Origin of the sequence: Catellatospora paridis, assembly GCF_009720365.1 — a bacterium.
GTDB lineage: Bacteria > Actinomycetota > Actinomycetes > Mycobacteriales > Micromonosporaceae > Catellatospora > Catellatospora paridis.
The window spans coordinates 349,284-366,398 of the sequence record NZ_WBZD01000017.1 but is presented as its reverse complement, the minus strand read 5'-3'; the positions used below and the strand labels follow the sequence as shown (position 1 = coordinate 366,398).

Here is a 17,115-nt window from a genome sequence, read left to right as displayed (position 1 = left end):
GGCCATCATCCACGACGGGCACGCCAGCGTCACGAAACTGCCCTTGGCCATACCGGCGTTCCAGTCAGCCGACCACGGCGCGATCTTCGCCGACAGACCCTTGTTGATCGCATCGATCGTCAGATCCCAGGCCTTCTTCACACCCGGGTTCGTCTCCACGACGACCTTGTCCGCGTCGTAGATACCCACCGGCTGCTGACCCAGGATCGACCGGTAGATGATCGTCGGGCCGTCCATCCACGAAGAGCCCTTGATGTTCGCGTTCTTGAACTTCACACCCGTGGCGATGTACTCCTCCCACGTCGGCCAAAGCTTCGACACGGCCTCACGGTCGGTCGGCAGGCCCGCCTTCTCGAAGATGTCCCGGCGGTAGCACATCGCCATACCACCGACGTCAGTCCCGAGCCCGACGACCTCGCCCTTGGCCGAGGAACCCTGCTGCCACTTCCACGCCGGCCACTGCGACTTGATGTCGTTGGCACCGTAGTCGGTCCAGTTGTAGAACTTGCCCGGGTTGGCCGTGAACTGACCCGCCCAGCCCTCCTCGATCGCCTCGATGTCCGCGGCGCCGGTGTTGGTGGCCAGGTGCGCGGCCAGGTTCTTGTGGTGATCCTCGGCCTTGGTGATCCGCTCCACGATCTCCACATTCGGGTTCGCGGCCATGTACTCCTTGTACAAGTCCTTGTACCCGAACTCACCGAACGTCGCGATCGTGAGCTTGACCTTCTCACCCGGCTTCGCCGGGTCATCACTGCCACCACAGGCCGCGGTGCCCAGCACCAGCGCGGCGGCGAGCAGCGGAGCGGCCACGGCCGCGAGACGGCGCCGTGGGCCGGCGCCGGATAGTGCTGAACGCATCGGAGCTCCTCCAGGAACAGGTATTCGGGCACGAGCACGAGCAGAACCGCTGGTCACATACAGTTGATCATCCAGAGAGCGCTCCCTGGTTTGGCCTCTGAATTTCGTCTCATGCCGCGCGGCTGTCAAGATGCCGTTGCCGTCTCGTTACAAAGCGCGACCGCGCTTCCGATCCCGACACGCCGTCCCGCCTGCGAACGCGCTGCACGGCCGGCGCGCCGAGAAGTGTCGTGACCAGGCAGTCGTAGCGGCGCATCCGTTGCCTCCCATCGATCGTGCCGATTTGGCGGCGGCGTCCGGTCTCACGACAAGGTCTCCTAGCTGCCCGTCCTGACATCACCGGACGATTTCCGGGACATTAACGACGATCGCCGCCGCGGCCCGTCCAGTGACCGCCATTGACATCCGAGCGGTCCTGGACGATTCTGCTCAGAGAGCGCTCCCCCACATTGTTTGTCCGACTTGACGCCCATTCGGGCAGCAGGTCGTTGCACGCGGCGACCCGCCGTTCAACACGGTGTCGCCATGCCTCGCAGGACCGGGCTCAGCCCCGACGCTCCGGTCCCGTCGGCGGGCGGCCGTCGCGTGCGTACCGGAAGCGCTGCCGCGGGTCACTCCGATCCGCGACCGGCGGGAGCGCCTCCGGGCCTTCCGCGAGGAGCACGGCCCTCGCGGTCTCGAGCCATCCCACAGGAGATGACATGAGATCCGTCCCGAACGCGGCAGCCCCGCCGCGCTCCGTCCCCACTCGCAGGCGCTGGTACGCCGTTCTCGCCACCTTCGGCGCGGTGCTCGCCTCGTCCTACCTGGCCGTGGTCGCCGGCTCGGCCAGCGCGGCCGACCCGCTGATCTCCCAGGCCAAGCCGGTCACCGCCTCGTCGGTCGAGAACGCCGTTTTCCCGGCCACCGCGGCGGTGGACGGCGACAACGGCACGCGCTGGTCCAGCGCGTCGTCCGACCCGCAGTGGATCCAGGTCGACCTGGGCGCCACGGCCACCATCAGCCAGGTCGTCCTGCGCTGGGAGGCGGCGTACGCCACCGCGTTCCAGATCCAGGTCTCGGCCACCGGCACGGGCGGCTGGACCAACATCTACAGCACCACCACCGGCACCGGCGGCGTGCAGACTCTCGCGGTCAGCGGCTCCGGCCGGTACGTGCGCATGAACGGCACCACCCGCGCCACCATCCATGGATACTCGCTCTGGGAATTCCAGGTGTACGGCGTGATCGGCGGCGGCGGCGGTGGCGGCTGCGGCACGGCCAACGCGGCGCAGGGCCGCCCGGCCAGCGCCTCCTCGCAGGAGGGCGCGTTCGCCGCGGCCAACGCCTTCGACGGCAGCACCGGCACCCGCTGGTCGAGCGCGTTCAGCGACCCGCAGTGGATCCAGGTGGACCTGGGCAGCAGCCAGAACATCTGCGGGGTGACCCTGAACTGGGAGGGCGCGTACGCACGCGCGTTCCAGGTCCAGGTCTCGAACGCGGCCACCGGCCCGTGGACGAACATCTACAGCACCACCACCGGCACCGGTGGCGTCCAGACGCTGGCCGTCTCCGGCACCGGCCGCTACGTGCGGATGAACGGCACCACGCGGGCCACCGCGTGGGGCTACTCGCTCTGGGAGTTCGCGGTGCGCACCGGCGGCACGCCGAGCAACCCGCCGTCCTCTCCGCCGCCGGCGTCGCCGTCCGCGTCGCCGTCGGCCAGCCCGCCCGCCTCGCCGTCGCCCAACCCGGGCGGGGAGGTGCTGCTGTCGTACAACAAGCCTGGTTTCGCCTCGACCTCGCAGGACGACGGCGCGTGCTGGCAGTGCTTCCCGCTGCGGGCCTTCGACCTGGACCCGGCCTCGCGCTGGGCCACCTCGGCCTGGACCGACCCGGGCTGGATCTACGTCGACCTGGGCGCGACCGCGCAGATCAAGCGGGTCGTGCTGCAGTGGGACCCGGCGTACGCCACCTCCTACCAGCTGCAGACCTCGGCTGACGCGGTGAACTGGACGCCCATCTACAGCACCACCACCAGCACCGGGTTCAAGCAGAACATCGTCGTCAACGGCACCGGCCGCTACGTGCGCATGTACGGCACGGCACGGTCCAACGGCTACGGCTACTCGCTCTGGGAGTTCCAGGTCTACGGCACCGGCGGCGCCCCGACCACGCCCCCGGCGCAGCCGCCGAACCCGACGTTCCCGGCCACCAACCTGGTCTTCTCGGACGAGTTCAACGGCGCGGCGGGCAGCAAGCCGGACGCGTCCAAGTGGACCATCGACACCGGCACCGGCCAGAACGCCGAGCTGCAGTACTACACGAACAACAACAACGCGAACATGAACGGCACCGGCTCGCTGGTGATGGAGGCCCGCCGCGAGGCGGCCGGCGGGATGCAGTACACCTCGCACCGGATGAACACGGGCAACAAGTTCCACTTCCAGTACGGCCGGGTCGAGGCCCGGGTGAAGGTGCCCAAGGGCAACGGCTTCTGGCCGGCGTTCTGGATGATGGGCGCCGACTTCCTGCCGCCCACGAGCCGCCCGTGGCCCTACAACGGCGAGATCGACATCATGGAGATCCTCGGCCGCGACACCACCCGCAGCTACACCACGCTGCACGCCCCCGCCTACAACGGTGGCGCCGGCTATGGGCTGGAGAAGGTCTGGGGCATCGACCTCTCGGCCGACTACCACGTCTACGCCGCGCAGTGGGACAGCAACGGGATCCGGTTCTTCGTCGACAGCACGGAGGTGTTCTACGCGAGCAAGGCGACCGTGGAGGCGACCCGCGGACCGTGGGTCTACGACCATCCGCACTACATGATCCTGAACCTCGCCGTGGGCGGTGACTGGCCCGGCTCGCCCGACGCCAGCACGCCGTTCCCGGCACAGATGCTCGTGGACTACGTCCGCGTCTACAAGTAAGCCGACCGCCGGCAGGGGGCCCCGCAGCCCCGCAGGGCCCCCTGCCCCCAACGGAAACCCGTCCGTCCCATTCCCGTAGGGAGCTCACCATGAATCGTCTCGCACCGATTCCTGGCCGCCGGCGGCTACGTGCCGTCGGGCTCATCGCCACTGTTACGGCCGTCCTCGCAACTTACCTGGTGGCAGCCACCGGTGGTGCGGCCGCTGCCGAGATCTCACTTTCCCAGGGCAAGCCGGTCACGGTCTCCTCGACCGAGAACGGTGGCACGCCCGGCTCGGCAGCGGTCGACGGCAACGCCGGCACCCGCTGGTCCAGCGCATTCTCCGACCCGCAATGGATCCGCATCGATCTCGGCAGCAGCCAGGCGGTCACCCGGATCTTCCTGGACTGGGAGGGCGCGTACGCGCGCAACTTCCAGCTGCAGAGCTCCGCCGACGGCAACAACTGGAGCACGTTCCACACCACGGCCAACCACAACGGGGCAGACCAGTCCCTCACCGTCAACGTGACCACCCGCTACGTCCGCCTGTACGCGACCGCGCGGGCCACCCAGTACGGCGTCTCGCTGTGGGAGTTCCAGGTGTTCGGCCAGTCCAGCGGCGGCGGCGGTGGGGGCGGCCCGATCGTCCGGGTGTCGGAGTTCCTCGCCGACTGCCCGTTCACGCACCGCCTGCCGGACGACCCGATCGTCTTCCCCGGCCTGCCCGGCGGGTCGCACATGCACGACTTCATGGGCAACACGTCCACCAACGCGTTCTCGACGTACACGAGCCTGGCCAACGCGGGCACGAACTGCAACCCGATCGAGGACCTGTCGTCGTACTGGGTGCCCACCATGTACGTCGACAACGTGGCGGTCGCCCCGACCGGCACGACCTTCTACTACCTGGGTGAGGGCGTGCGCGACGACATCATCGCGCAGATCCAGTCCCTGCCCGTCGGCCTGCGCATCGTGGCCGGCAACGCCCAGGCCACCAGCGGCGACCAGAGCATCGCGCGCTGGTCCTGCCTGCACCACAACGAGATCCCACCGGGCAAGGACTTCGTCAACTGCCCGGCCGGCTCGATGCTGGAGTCGTACCTCGACTTCCCGCAGTGCTGGGACGGCGTCAACCTCGACTCCGCCAACCACAAGAGCCACATGGCGTACCCGGTCGGCGCCGCCTGCCCCGCCACCCACCCCGTCCCGGTGCCGAAGCTGCGCCAGGTGCTCCGCTACCCCGTGACCGGCGATCCCGCCCGGATCCGCCTGTCCTCGGGCCGCGGCTACACCATGCACGGCGACTTCTTCAACGCCTGGCCCGCCGCAGAGATGGACCGCCGCGTCCGCGACTGCATCCGCCCCATCATCAAGTGCGGTGCCAACGGTCGCCCCTGACCTGACCCGCCCTTGAAACGACACCGGCCGGGACGGCCCCCCTCTCCCGTCCCGGCCGGTGCCACCCCCTCCCCCTCCATGCGACGATCTTGCGCGGACTGTGCCCCTCTCCCGTCCCGGCCGGTGCCACCCCCTCCCCCTCCATGCGACGATCTTGCGCGGACTGTGGGGACGACACACTCCCCACAGACATATCGACAACAGTTCGCGCAAGATCGCCGCCGGCAGCCGGGAGGTCCGCGATGAGATCTAGGGTGTACGCGTGCGCGGTGGTGCTGCTGCTCGCGGGTTGTGGCGGGACGTCGCCGGCACCGGTCGCGCCGGTCAGCCCGCCGGCGGTCGCCGAGGCGGGGGCGATCAGCACGGACGTCGCCTGGACGCAGCTGATGATCGCGCTGGATCAGCGCATGCTGGCGGCGCTGGAGCTGGCCCCGCAGCGCGCTGCGGACAAGGACCTGAACGCGTTCGCCGCCGACGTGGCCCGGCGGCACGAGGCGGAGGTGGTCCGGCTGCGGGAGCTGTTGCAGGCGACCGGCGCACCGGAGACCAACCCGCACGAGGGCCACGACATGCCCGGAATGATCACCAACGAGAACCTGGCCCTGCTGGCCACCAAGTCGGGCACGGCGTTCGACACGATGCTCGCCGACAGCCTGCGCGCGCACTTCGAACAGTGCCGCATGCTGGCCGGCTCCGAGCAGTCCGCCGGGGCCGACCCGGCCGTCAAAGCACTGGCCGCCTCGGTCGAGTCCACCCGCCAGACCGACCTGGACCGCCTGACCACCCTGACCGGTCCCCGGTGAACCGCCCCGGCCGGGCGGTGCCCCGCAAGGTCACTCGACTTGCCTGGCACCCGTGCGTATCTTGAGCCCGCTTTCGCCCAGGTGCCTGGCAAATCGAACGATCATTGGCGCCCCGCGGGCCGGGCCCGGCGGGGCGGTCGGATCAGGCGGATTCGCGCTTGACCAGGCGAGGGTGGAAGATCACCGAACGGGGCTTGGGGTCGGCCTTGCCGATGCGGGCCAGCAGCAGCCGCGCCATCTCGGCCGCCATCTCCTCCAGCGGCTGGTGGATGGTGGTCAGCTGGGGCCGGCACTGCAGCGCGGCGATGCTGTTGTCGAAGCCCACCACCGCCACCTCCTCCGGCACCCGCCGGCCCAGGTCGCGCAGTGCCTGCAGGGCGCCCTCCGCCATCAGGTCGTTGGCCACGAACAGCCCGTCGATCTCCGGGTGCGCCGCGAACAGATCGCGTGCCGCCTGCTCGCCGCTGGCACGGGTGAAGTTGCCCGCCGCCGACGGCACGTACGCATGCCCGTGCACGGCCAGCGCGGCCCGGAACCCGGCGAGGCGGTCCTGGCTCGACGGCATGTCCAGCGGACCGGAGATGGTGGCCAGGTGGTGCCGGCCGATGGCGAGCAGGTGTTCGGCCGCGAGCTTCGCGCCGACCTGCTGCTCGACGTCGACGTAACTCATCGGCAGCGGCTTGCCCGGCCGGGCCGACAGCACGGCCGGGATGCCCAGGTCGCACAACTGCTGCGGCAGCGGATCCTCGTCGCTGCTGGAGATGAGCAGGACCCCGTCGACGTGCCCCTGGCGCAGGTAGCGCAGCACGTGATGGTGGGCCGGGGACTCGGCAGGCATGATCACCAGGTGGATGCCCTCGGGCCGCAGCACCTCCAGCGCCCCGGCGGTGATCCGGCCCAGGAACGGGTCCGTGAAGATCCGGTTGAGGAAGGGCTCAGTCTGCTCGGTGCGGTCGTCCGGTTCGGACACCACCAGGGCGACCGAGTCGGTGCGCCGGGTGACCAGCGAGCGCGCCGCGAGGTTCGGCACGTAGCCGGTGACGTCGATGGCGCGCTGAACCAGTTCACGCAACTCGGGATCGACGGTGGACACGCCGTTGATCACCCGGGAGACCGTGGAGCGCGAGACCCCAGCCCATTCGGCGACCTCTTCCAGCGTCGGGGATCGCTGGCCGTCGGGTCGACTGCTCGTCATGACGTCATTTATAGCAGGTATTCCAGGGAGCGCTCTCTCCAAGGTCGTTTGTAATTCCTTTGCAGGTCAAGGACGAAATGCATGGCATGCGTATTGGGCTGGACTGAACCGGTTGACCTTGATCGGCACAATCCGTTCCGTGGCAGCCTTTTCGGCGCTCTGACGGGAAACGCGGATCCGCCCATGCGCCATGAAGGCCCGCGCGGTGCGGCACCGCCTAGAGTCGCCGCATGCGGAACATCACGGGCTACACCTGCGGATCGTGCGGCCGGCGACACGAGGACCTGCCGCTGTCGTACCGCACGGCGGCGCCGGCGCCCTGGACGGACGCCCTGGACGACGACCCGAACAGTGAGCTGACCCCGGACCTGTGCGTCATCTCGGGGCAGCACTTCTTCATCCAGGGCAACCTCGAGATCCCGATCCTCGGCGGCGCCGAGGTGTTCACCTGGGGCGTATGGGTGTCGCTGAGCCCGGCCAGCTTCGCCCGCACCACCGACCTGTGGGACGAGCCGGGCCGCGAAGCCGGGCCGCCCCACTTCGGCTGGCTGTCCACCGAGTTGGCCGGATACCGGGTGAGCACGCTGAACCTGAAGACGAACGTGCACACCCGGCCGGTGGGCCACAAGCCCTATGTCGAGGTCGAGCCCACCGACCACCCGCTCGCCGTGGACCAGCGCACCGGCATCACCATGGCCCGCGTCCAGCAGTTCGCCGAACTGCTGCTGCACGGCGGGCGGGGCTGACGGCCGTGAGCCCGGCCGGGCTGCCGCACGATCGCGACAAAAGCTCTATTCTGGTACCCGAGGACAATTCAGGTTATCCGGCTACTTCTCGGCGGGCTGGGGCGTTTGACTGATTCCGGGGCGGACGATGGGCATCAGCGGCGAGCATCCGGCAGGAGGCCCACCGGTCGACGCCGATCAGGTCGAGCTGCTGTACGAGAGCGATCGGATGCGGGCGTACCGGTTGCATCTGCCCGGGCGTCGCACGGTCGTGGTCAAGCACCCGCTCGGGCCTGACGCGCTCAAGCGGCTCAAGCACGAGACGGCGATCCTGCGCCGGCTGCGCGGGGCCGAGGGTGTCGCGCAGATCGCGCCGGCCCCGGTGATCGCGGAAGCGCTGGTGCTCCAGGACGGCGGCGGCACGACGATGGACCGCCGGCCGATGCCGATGCCGGCGGCCGAGGTGCTCAGCGTCGCCTCGGGACTCGCCGACGCCCTCGCCGCCGTGCACCGCCGGCACGTCGTGCACCGCGACATCTGCCCCGGCAAGATCGTGCTGACCGCGGCGGGCGGTGTGCTTTTGATCGACTTCGAGCTGGCGTCCACGTTCGCCGAGATCAGGCCCGAGTTCGCACACCACAACGAGATCGTCGGCACGCTGCCCTACCTCGCGCCCGAGCAGACCGGCCGCACCGGCCGCCCCGTCGACCAGCGCGCCGACCTCTACTCCCTGGGCGCGACCATGTACGAGATGGTCACCGGCGAGCCGCCGTTCGGCACCGGCGATCCGCTGCGGCTCAGCCACGCTCACCTGGCCCGGATGCCCGTGCCACCGGCCGAGGTCGACCCGGCGGTGCCTGCCGCGCTATCCGATGTGATCATGCATCTGCTGGAGAAGGAACCCGACAACCGCTACCAGACCGCCGAAGGGCTGGCGTACGACCTCGCCCTGCTGCGTGCCGCCGCGCCGGGCGAGAGGGTGGCGCTGCGCGTAGGCGCGGGCGATGTGCCGCTGCGGCTGCTCCCCCAGTCGCGCATCATCGGCCGCGACCCCGAGATCCGGGCCCTGGGCGCGGCGTTCGCCGACGCGATGACCGGGCTCAGCCACGGTCTGCTGGTCAACGGCCCGGCGGGGGTCGGCAAAACCTCACTGGTCGACGAGCTGCGGCCGATCGCGTCCGGCAGCAGCGGCTGGTTCGTCTCCGGAAAGTTCGACCAGCACCGGCGCGACCTCGAGTTCGACGGAGCACGCCAGGCCATCCGCGCGCTGGGGCGGCTGCTGCTGGCCGAACCCGAGGAGGAGGTGGCCGACCTGCGGCAACGGCTGCTCCACACGCTGGGCCGCAACGCCGGGCTGCTGGCCGCGGTGCAGCCGGAGTTCGCGCTGCTGATGGACGTCGAACCGGACCCCACCACCGGCGACGCTCTCTACGCCCAGGCCCGCATGCAGCGCATCGGCGTCGACGTGCTGACCACCGTCGCGTCGCCGAAACGCCCCATCGTCATGTTCGTCGACGACGTGCAGTGGGCCAGCCGCACCACGCTCGGCTTCCTCGACACGCTGATCTCGGAGGGTCCGCCGGACGGCCTGCTGCTGGTGCTGGCGTATCGCGACGACGAGGTCGACGCCACCCACCCGCTCACCGCCATGATCACGCGCTGGCGGCAGCAGGGCGTCGAACCGCAGCGGATCGTGCTGGGCAACCTGCCCCCGGCGAGCACCGCCGAACTCGTCGGCGACCTGCTGCAACTCGACGCGGCCGACGCCGAGGCGCTGGCCGAACCCGTGGCCCAGCGCACCCGGGGCAACCCGTACGACACGGTCGAGCTGATCAACTCGCTGCGCCGCAGCGGCGTGCTGGTGCTCGACCAGGAGGGCTGGACCTGGGACTCCGCCAACCTGTCCCGGCACCTGCGCCAGGCCAACGTCGTCGACCCGTGGACCACGCGGCTGCGCGGCCTGCCGACCCGCACCCGGCTGCTGGTCGAGATCATGGCCTGCCTCGGCGGGCGGGCGGACATGGACCTGCTGTCGATCGCCGACGGGCACCCCGGCACCGAGACCGAGGACCTGCTCGCGCCCGCCCTCGACGAGGGTCTGCTGGTGCTGGAGCCCGGCGAGCCCGCCGACGCCGTCCGGTTCCGCCACGATCGCGTCCACCAGGCGATCCTCGACGGCCTCACCCCGTCCGCGAAGTCCGCCCTGCACCTCGGCCTGGCCCGCCGGCTGGCCCCGTACCCCGAGCACGCCGAGGTCGCCGCGCACCAGTACTACGCGGTCGCCGAGCACGTGCACGAGCCGGACGAGCGCCGCCGGGTCAGCGCCCTGCTCGCGTACGCCGCCGACCAGGCCCTGGTGGTCAGCAACCACGCCATGGCCGAGCGCTACCTGGCCGTCGCGGTGGACTTCGCCGACCGGGCCGACCAGCACAACCTGATCAGGTTGCAGACCCGGCGGCACGCCTCGCTCTACAGCCTGGGCCGCCTCGACGAGGCCGACGCCGTGTACGCGTTCATCGACCGGCTGTGCCACCATCCGGCCCAGCACGCCGACGCGACCCTGGTCCAGGTGAGCGGCCTGACCAACCAGGGCCGTGCCGCCGAGGCCGTCGCACTGGGCCTGGACATGCTGGGCCACCTCGGTTTCGCCGCGCCACCCCCCGAGCGGGTGCAGGCCGAGATCGACGAGGGGCTCGACCTGCTGCACCACTGGCTCGACGGCGACGCCGACGACGACCTGCACCGCCCCGAGGTGACCGAGCCGGACCTGCTGGCGACCGCCGCGCTGATCAACCGCATGATGGCCCCCGCGTTCTTCAGCAACCAGGACACCCTCGCCTGGCTCACGCTGCAGGCACTGCGCATGTGGGTGCGGCACGGTCCGATCTCGACCCTGGTCGGGCCGGTCGCCCACCTCACCTTCGTCACCGTCGGCCGGTGCGGCGACTACCGCACGGGGCACCGGGCCCTGCTGCGGGTGATCGCCGTCGGCGAGGCCCGCGGCTTCGAGCCCGACACCTCGCAGGCCCGCTTCCTGTACGCGCTGAGCACCGGCCACTGGTACGAGCCGCTGGAGGACAACGTGCAGCAGGCGCAGCTGGCCCGCGAGGGCCTGCTGCACGGTGGCGACCTGCAGAAGGCCTGCCACACCTACTACGTCTCCGTGTACGAGCTGCTCGACTACGCCCCCACCCTGGACGGCTATCTCACCGAGGTCGACGCCGGGCTGGCGTTCGCCACCCGCACCGGCAACGACCAGTCCACCGACGTCTACCTGCCCTACCGCCGGCTGGCCGGCATGCTGCGCGGCGAGCCCGTCGAGCCGGGCACCGGCGCGGACCCGCTGCCCGAAGCGCTCGCGGGCAACCCGGTGGCCGTGTCGAACGTGCACGTCACCAGGGCGCTGGCGGCGGCGCTGCTCGACGACCTGCCCGCCCTGCACCATCACATCGAGGCCGCCACGGCGCTGCTGCCGGTGAACCCGTCGGTCTACCCCGTCGCCCAGGCCCGCCTGCTGCGCGGACTCGACCTGGCCGAACAGGCCCGGACCGGGGCGTCGGACGAGCGCGCGGCCCGGCTGTCCGAACTCGACGAGACAGTGGCCTGGTTCGCCGCCCGGGCCGCGGACGCCCCGGGCAACTTCGCCCACACCCTGCTGCTCCTGCAGGCCGAACGCGCCTGGGCGGGCGGCGACTTCCAGACCGCCGCGCAGTGCTACGACGCCGCCCAGCACGAGGTCGCCGGCCGGGGGCGGCCGTGGCACCGGGCCCTGGCCCTGGAACGGGCGGCCCGGTTCTACCTGGCCCACGGCATGGAGGTGGCCGGGACCAGCATCCTCAACTCGGCCCGGCACGCGTACCACATCTGGGGTGCCGTGGCGAAGGTCGCCCAGCTCGACCGCACCCACCCGACCGCACCGTGGCTGTCCGGCCTGCGCCCGCCGACCAGCGGGCAGCCGGCCGACGTCGGCCCGCAGGCCCCGCTGCTGTCGGGCACCATCGACCTGCTCGCCATCCTCGCCGCCTCCCAGGCGCTGAGCTCGCAGACCACCTTCGAAGGCGTACGCGCCCGCGTCGTGGACGTGCTCAGCGAGATGACCGGCGCGACCGCCGTCCACCTGCTGCTGTGGGACGACGACCGGCAGCGCTGGTCGGTGCCTGCGGCTCCGCCCACCGGCGGCCGGCCCGCCGTGCCCGCCTCGGTGATCCGCTACGTCGAGCGCACCCGCGAACCGCTCGTCGTCGGGGACGCCACCGCCGACGACCGGTTCTCGCGCGACCCCTACTTCGCCGAACTCGACTGCTGCTCGCTGCTGGTGGTGCCGATCGTCAACCGGGGCGCGCGGCAGGCGCTGCTGGTCCTGGAGAACCACCTCATCCGGGAGGCGTTCTCCGCCGAGCGCCTCGACGCGGTCCGGCTGGTCGCGGGGCAGCTCGCGGTGTCGCTGGACAACGCCTCGGTGTACGCGTCGCTGGAGCGCAAGGTCGCCCAGCGCACCGAGGAGCTGACCGCGGCCAACCGGCGGCTCGAACTGCTCAGCACCACCGACGCGCTCACCGCGCTGGCCAACCGGCGGCGGCTGGAGGAGATCCTGCACGCCGAGTGGGACAGCGCGCTGCACAGCGGCCGGCCGCTGGCGCTGGCGATGGTCGACATCGACCACTTCAAGCTCTACAACGACCACTACGGCCACCCCGCCGGGGACGACTGTCTGCAGCGCGTCGCCGCGGAGTTGACCCGCAACCTGCGCGCCGGGGACCTGGTCGCCCGCTACGGCGGCGAGGAGTTCGCGGTGGTCATGCCCGGCCTCGACACCGAGGCCGCCCGCGGGGCCGCCGAGCGGCTGCGCACCGCGATCTCCGACCTCGCCGAGCCGCACCTGCTCGCCCGTTCGGGCATCGTCACGGTCAGCATCGGGGTGGCCGCGATGACGCCACGCCCCGACCGCGACGCCGACGACCTGGTCGGCCTCGCCGACGTCGAGCTGTACCGCGCCAAGCGCAACGGCCGCGACCAGGTCCGCGCCGCCGCCGTTCTCCCTTGATCGCCTGACTTGCCGGGCAGGTGTGCGTATCTTGGACGTTCATCCGCCCACCTGCCGGGCAAGTCGAGTGGTCTTGCGGCTCAGGCCGACGCGAGCAGGTCCGGCGTGATGTCGGCGAGGCTCGCGCAGCCGGTCAGGGCCATGGTGAGGTCCAGCTCGGCGCGCAGGTTCTGGATCACCTGGCGTACGCCGTCCGCGCCCGCCAGGGCCAGGCCGTAGAAGTAGGGCCGGCCCACGCAGACCGCGCCGGCGCCCAGGGCCAGCGCCTTGAAGACGTCCGCGCCGCCGCGCACGCCGCTGTCGAACAGCACCGGCGCCCGCCCGCCGACCGCCTCGACGATGCCGGGCAGCGCGTCCAGCGATCCGGTCGCGCCGTCGACCTGGCGGCCGCCGTGGTTGGACACGATCAGCCCGTCGACCCCGGCGTCCAGCGCCCGGCGCGCGTCGTCGGCGTGCTGCAGGCCCTTGAGCAGGATCGGCAGCCGGGTCATGGAGCGCAGCCGGGCCAGGTCGCCCCAGGTGAGGTCCTGCCGCGAGAAGATGTCGAGGAACGTCTCGACCGCGGCGCGCGGCAGCGGCGAGCGCAGGTTGCGCAGCATCGGCCCGGGGTGGGTGCGCGCGATCGAGAACAGCGAGCGCAGCGCCGCGGCGGTGACCTTCGGCTTGGGCCCGGTCTTCGGCTGCCCCGCCCGCTGCTCGGCCAGCCGCAGGAACACCGGGTCGCTGGTGTACTGCGCGATGCCCTGGCCCTGGCTGAACGGCAGGGACCCGAGGTCCAGGTCGCGGGCGCGCCAGCCGAGCACGGTCGTGTCGAGGGTGACCACCAGCGCCTCGCAGCCGGCCGCCTCGGCACGGGCCAGGAAGCTCGCCACGAGCTCCTCGGACTTGCTCCAGTACAGCTGGAACCAGCGCGGGGCGTCACCCATCGCGGCCGCGCACTGCTCCATCGGCCGGGACGCCTGCGTGGACAGGATGTACGGCACGCCCTCCGCGGCCGCGGCCCGCGCCACGGCCACGTCGGCCTCGGGGTGGGCCAGTTCGAGCACGCCGATCGGGGCGAGCAGCAGCGGCGACGCCAGGCGACGGCCGAACAGCTCGACGGACGTGTCGCGCGCCGACACGTCGCGCAGCATCCGGGGCACGATGCGGTGGCGGTCCAGGGCGCGGCGGTTGGCGTCGGCCGTGCCCTCCAGGCCTGCGCTGCCCGCGACGTAGGCGTACGCCTTGGCCGACAGCACCCGGGCGGCACGGCGCTCCAGCTCGGGGAACGCGGTCGGCACCGCCGGGCGGCCGCCGCTGACCCCGTCGCGGTAGATCACGCCCTGCCGCAGCCTGCCCCAGCCGCCCGCGGCACGCACGGCCGGATCGGTGTCGTCGGCGGGCGGCGTGTGGCCGGTGTCGCTCATCGGGTCCTCGCAGGGGTGCGTCGGCTGGTCCGCCGCAGCCGATGGGCCGCGGCGGTCCGCAGATCATGCCATCCCGGCGTGCCGTCAGGCAGCGCGGTGCCGGGCGAGCACGGCGAGCGCGCCGCGGGCCGCCTGCACGGTCTCGGGACCGGCGTCGCCGGGCAGTTTGGGCAGGCCGGACGTGATGGTGACCTGGTGCCGGAGCACCGGATGGATCGCGGTGGTGGCCACGAAAAGGGTCGCCAGGCCGTCGTGCGCGGTGCCCTCGTCCAGCCGGAACACGTACGCCGGGGGCACCACCGGGGTGGCGTAGGTCGCGTGGGCGGCCAGGTCGTCGGCGATGCACCACCACGGCTGCGGCTCGCGGCCCGACCAGTGGTGGTCGCCGAACAGCCCGTGCACCGCCAGCCGATACCGGTGGCAGACCGTCACCGCCTCGCGCAGCCGCTGCTCCAGCTGCCCCAGCGTCTCGCCGGGCGGGGGCGGGGCCAGCAGGTCGTCCAGCCGTGCGGACAGCCACGCGGCCAGCACCTCGTGCAGCACGAACCGCCAGGCGTCGGTGGCCGCGCCGGTGGCGAACGCCAGCGCCTCCCGCAGCAGCCGCAGCCGCTCCGCGCAGTCGGGCCACAGCTCCAGCGGGGGCGGGCCGGTGCACGGCACCGTCGTCGCATGGCGGCGGGCGGTGAAGTCGACGACGGCCCGCAGCGGGCCGCCCGCGATCAGGTTCACGTCCTGCCGGTTGTCCGACCACTCCCACTTCGACTGGCCGTCGAGCAGGCTCGTGTACAGGGGATCGGTCAGGCCTTCCTCGTACAGGAAGCCGCCCGGCGACCGGGTCGCGGCCCGGGTGACCTCCGTGACGAACAGCAGCGCGTCGGCGTAGCGGCGGGGCGCGTCGCGCACGTCCATCCGTGCTCCCTCCCTGGCAGCCCACCCACACCGTACCCGTCGTCCGATCCCGACACCGTCCCGCGACTGATCCGGGCCGCGGTGAGCGGTTCTTAACGGGTACGCAACGCGGCCGTCCTACGGCTGTCACAGCCCGATCGTGTGCTTCATGGACCCGCGGACCGCAGCCCTCCCACGGCGCGGCGTGGACCGGCGCACGGCCACCCGTCGAGGTGGCAGGCGCGGCCGCCCGACTCCGATCGGAGCCACGCCATGGGACAACCTCTCTGGATCACCAGACTCCCCGACGCCGCCGTCGACGCGTACCGGCGGGACAGCCCCGGCGGCCCGCTGGCCGGGGCCCGGCTGGCGATCAAGGACAACCTCGATCTGGCCGGGGTGCCGACCACGGCCGCCTGCCCCGCGCTGGACCACCCGGCCGCGTCGTCCGCGGTCGCGGTGACCCGGCTGGTCGACGCGGGCGCGATCCCCGTCGGCAAGACCAACATGGACCAGTTCGCCACCGGCCTGGTCGGCACGCGCACCCCGTACGGGGCCTGCCACAGCGTCGCCGACCCCGCCCACATCAGCGGAGGCAGCAGTTCCGGCAGCGCGATCGCTGTCGCCACGGGTGAGGCCGACCTGGCCCTCGGCACCGACACCGCCGGTTCCGGCCGGGTGCCGGCGGCCTTCAACGGCCTCGTCGGGCTCAAACCGACCCGAGGGCTGGTCTCCACGACCGGCCTGCTGCCCGCCTGCCGCTCGCTGGACTGCGTGACCACGTTCACCCGCACCGTCGCCGAAGCGAGGACGGCCCTGGACGCGCTGGCCGCCTACGACGTCGACGATCCGTGGTCGCGGGCGCGGCCGCCGCTGCCGCCGCCGGGGGTCGCCGCGCGGATGCGCGTCATCGGCGTACCGGCCGGGGATCTCGATCTCGACCCGCCGCATGCCGCGGCCTGGCAGCGGGCCCTGGAGCACGCTCGCGGCGTGGCCGCGCACCTGGTGCCGGTGGACGTGTCGGCGTTCCTGGCGGCGGCGCGGCTGCTGTACGAGGGCCCGTGGGTCGCCGAGCGCTGGGCCGCGTTCGGCGGCCTGCTCGAACCCGACGGGCCGCACCTGGACCCGACCGTACGCGGCATCGTGCTGCCCGGACGCGACCTGCGCGCTGCGGACGCGTTCGCGGCCGCCGACCGGCTCGCGGCGCTGCGCCGGGCGACCGAGCACGTCTGGCACGACATCGACGCGCTGCTGCTGCCGGTGACTCCGGGGCATCCGACGTTCGACGAGGTGGCGGCCGCGCCGGTGGCGGTGAACTCGCGGCTGGGCACGTACACCAACTTCGTGAACCTGCTCGACCTGTGCGCGGTGGCGGTGCCCGCGGGCGAGCGCGCGGACGGGCTGCCGTTCGGGGTGCAGCTGATCGCGCCCGCGTTCGCCGACGAGCCGCTGGTGGACCTGGCCGAACGCTGGACCGGCGGGCGGCCGCCGGAGCGGGCCGCGGCGGGGGCGCGGGTCGCGGTGGTGGGCGCGCACCTGACCGGGATGCCGCTGCACCCGCAGCTGGTCGGGCTAGGCGCGCGGCTGGCCTACCGGGCCCGCACGGCGGGCGGCTACCGGCTCTACCACCTGTCCGGGCCGGGGGTGCACCGTCCGGCACTGGTGCACACCGGGGACGGGCCCGCGGCGGGCATCGCGGTCGAGGTGTACGACCTGCCCGAGCAGGGTCTCGGGGCGCTGCTGGGCAGCGTGCCCGCGCCGCTCGGGCTGGGCCGGGTGGTGCTCGACGACGGCAGCGAGGTCACCGGCTTCATCGCCGAGGCCCCGCGGCTGGGGGGCGCGGCCGACATCACCCACTTCGGCGGGTGGCGGGCGGCCAACAGCCCGGTCGCGCCGTGACCGCAC

Annotated in this window: 10 protein-coding genes; 6 read left to right on the top strand and 4 right to left on the bottom strand. The window is 72.1% G+C overall.

Annotated features, from left to right (window positions below; genetic code table 11):
• Window positions 1-858 (bottom strand): ABC transporter substrate-binding protein (locus tag F9C41_RS32615; protein WP_155390655.1); only part of this gene is annotated, 858 nt, incomplete at its 3' end.
• A gap of 701 nt (window positions 859-1,559) precedes the next feature.
• Here F9C41_RS32615 and F9C41_RS32610 point away from each other — a divergent pair.
• The 3 genes from F9C41_RS32610 to F9C41_RS32600 all read left to right on the top strand — a co-directional run bounded on the left by F9C41_RS32610 (window position 1,560) and on the right by F9C41_RS32600 (window position 5,952).
• A complete protein-coding gene (locus F9C41_RS32610; protein ID WP_155390653.1) occupies window positions 1,560-3,770 on the top strand; it encodes a discoidin domain-containing protein in 2,211 nt (736 codons plus the stop codon).
• A 179-nt stretch (window positions 3,771-3,949) separates the two neighbouring features.
• Window positions 3,950-5,149, top strand: coding sequence for a DUF1996 domain-containing protein (locus F9C41_RS32605; RefSeq protein WP_230690185.1), 1,200 nt, complete (start codon window positions 3,950-3,952; stop codon window positions 5,147-5,149).
• A 242-nt stretch (window positions 5,150-5,391) separates the two neighbouring features.
• On the top strand, window positions 5,392-5,952 hold the full coding sequence (locus F9C41_RS32600; RefSeq protein ID WP_196280052.1) for a DUF305 domain-containing protein: 561 nt from the start codon (window positions 5,392-5,394) through the stop codon (window positions 5,950-5,952).
• A 142-nt stretch (window positions 5,953-6,094) separates the two neighbouring features.
• On the opposite strand, the gene F9C41_RS32595 is transcribed toward F9C41_RS32600, so the two are convergent.
• Window positions 6,095-7,147 (bottom strand): LacI family DNA-binding transcriptional regulator, encoded by a 1,053-nt coding sequence (locus F9C41_RS32595; protein ID WP_155390647.1) that lies wholly within the window; start codon window positions 7,145-7,147, stop codon window positions 6,095-6,097.
• Window positions 7,148-7,377: 230 nt separating this feature from the next.
• Between F9C41_RS32595 and F9C41_RS32590 the strand changes: the two genes are divergently transcribed.
• Together F9C41_RS32590 and F9C41_RS32585 are read left to right on the top strand one after the other, a co-directional pair.
• The gene (locus F9C41_RS32590) at window positions 7,378-7,893 is read left to right on the top strand and encodes a DUF2199 domain-containing protein (RefSeq protein ID WP_155390645.1); all 516 of its coding nucleotides are present in this window, start codon (window positions 7,378-7,380) and stop codon (window positions 7,891-7,893) included.
• Between the two features lie 127 nt (window positions 7,894-8,020).
• Entirely contained in the window at window positions 8,021-12,916 is a 4,896-nt protein-coding gene (locus F9C41_RS32585) for a diguanylate cyclase domain-containing protein (RefSeq protein ID WP_155390643.1), read from the top strand.
• Window positions 12,917-12,996: 80 nt separating this feature from the next.
• Here F9C41_RS32585 and F9C41_RS32580 read toward each other — a convergent pair whose 3' ends face one another.
• Together F9C41_RS32580 and F9C41_RS32575 are read right to left on the bottom strand one after the other, a co-directional pair.
• Window positions 12,997-14,322, bottom strand: coding sequence for a lactate 2-monooxygenase (locus F9C41_RS32580; protein WP_155390642.1), 1,326 nt, complete (start codon window positions 14,320-14,322; stop codon window positions 12,997-12,999).
• 84 nt (window positions 14,323-14,406) lie between these two features.
• Window positions 14,407-15,231 (bottom strand): hypothetical protein, encoded by an 825-nt coding sequence (locus F9C41_RS32575; protein ID WP_155390640.1) that lies wholly within the window; start codon window positions 15,229-15,231, stop codon window positions 14,407-14,409.
• A 252-nt stretch (window positions 15,232-15,483) separates the two neighbouring features.
• Here F9C41_RS32575 and atzF point away from each other — a divergent pair, with 252 nt between their 5' ends.
• Window positions 15,484-17,109 (top strand): allophanate hydrolase, encoded by a 1,626-nt coding sequence (gene atzF / locus F9C41_RS32570; RefSeq protein WP_155390638.1) that lies wholly within the window; start codon window positions 15,484-15,486, stop codon window positions 17,107-17,109.
• Window positions 17,110-17,115: the final 6 nt, after the last annotated feature.

Bases quoted from the DNA above. Each gene is read 5' to 3' on its own strand.
- F9C41_RS32575 (WP_155390640.1), bottom strand. From the start codon at position 15,231: ATGGACGTGCGCGACGCGCCCCGCCGCTACGCCGACGCGCTGCTGTTC.
- F9C41_RS32600 (WP_196280052.1), top strand. From the start codon at position 5,392: ATGAGATCTAGGGTGTACGCGTGCGCGGTGGTGCTGCTGCTCGCGGGT.
- F9C41_RS32585 (WP_155390643.1), top strand. From the start codon at position 8,021: ATGGGCATCAGCGGCGAGCATCCGGCAGGAGGCCCACCGGTCGACGCC.
- atzF (WP_155390638.1), top strand. From the start codon at position 15,484: ATGGGACAACCTCTCTGGATCACCAGACTCCCCGACGCCGCCGTCGAC.
- F9C41_RS32595 (WP_155390647.1), bottom strand. From the start codon at position 7,147: ATGACGAGCAGTCGACCCGACGGCCAGCGATCCCCGACGCTGGAAGAG.
- F9C41_RS32610 (WP_155390653.1), top strand. From the start codon at position 1,560: ATGAGATCCGTCCCGAACGCGGCAGCCCCGCCGCGCTCCGTCCCCACT.
- F9C41_RS32580 (WP_155390642.1), bottom strand. From the start codon at position 14,322: ATGAGCGACACCGGCCACACGCCGCCCGCCGACGACACCGATCCGGCC.
- F9C41_RS32590 (WP_155390645.1), top strand. From the start codon at position 7,378: ATGCGGAACATCACGGGCTACACCTGCGGATCGTGCGGCCGGCGACAC.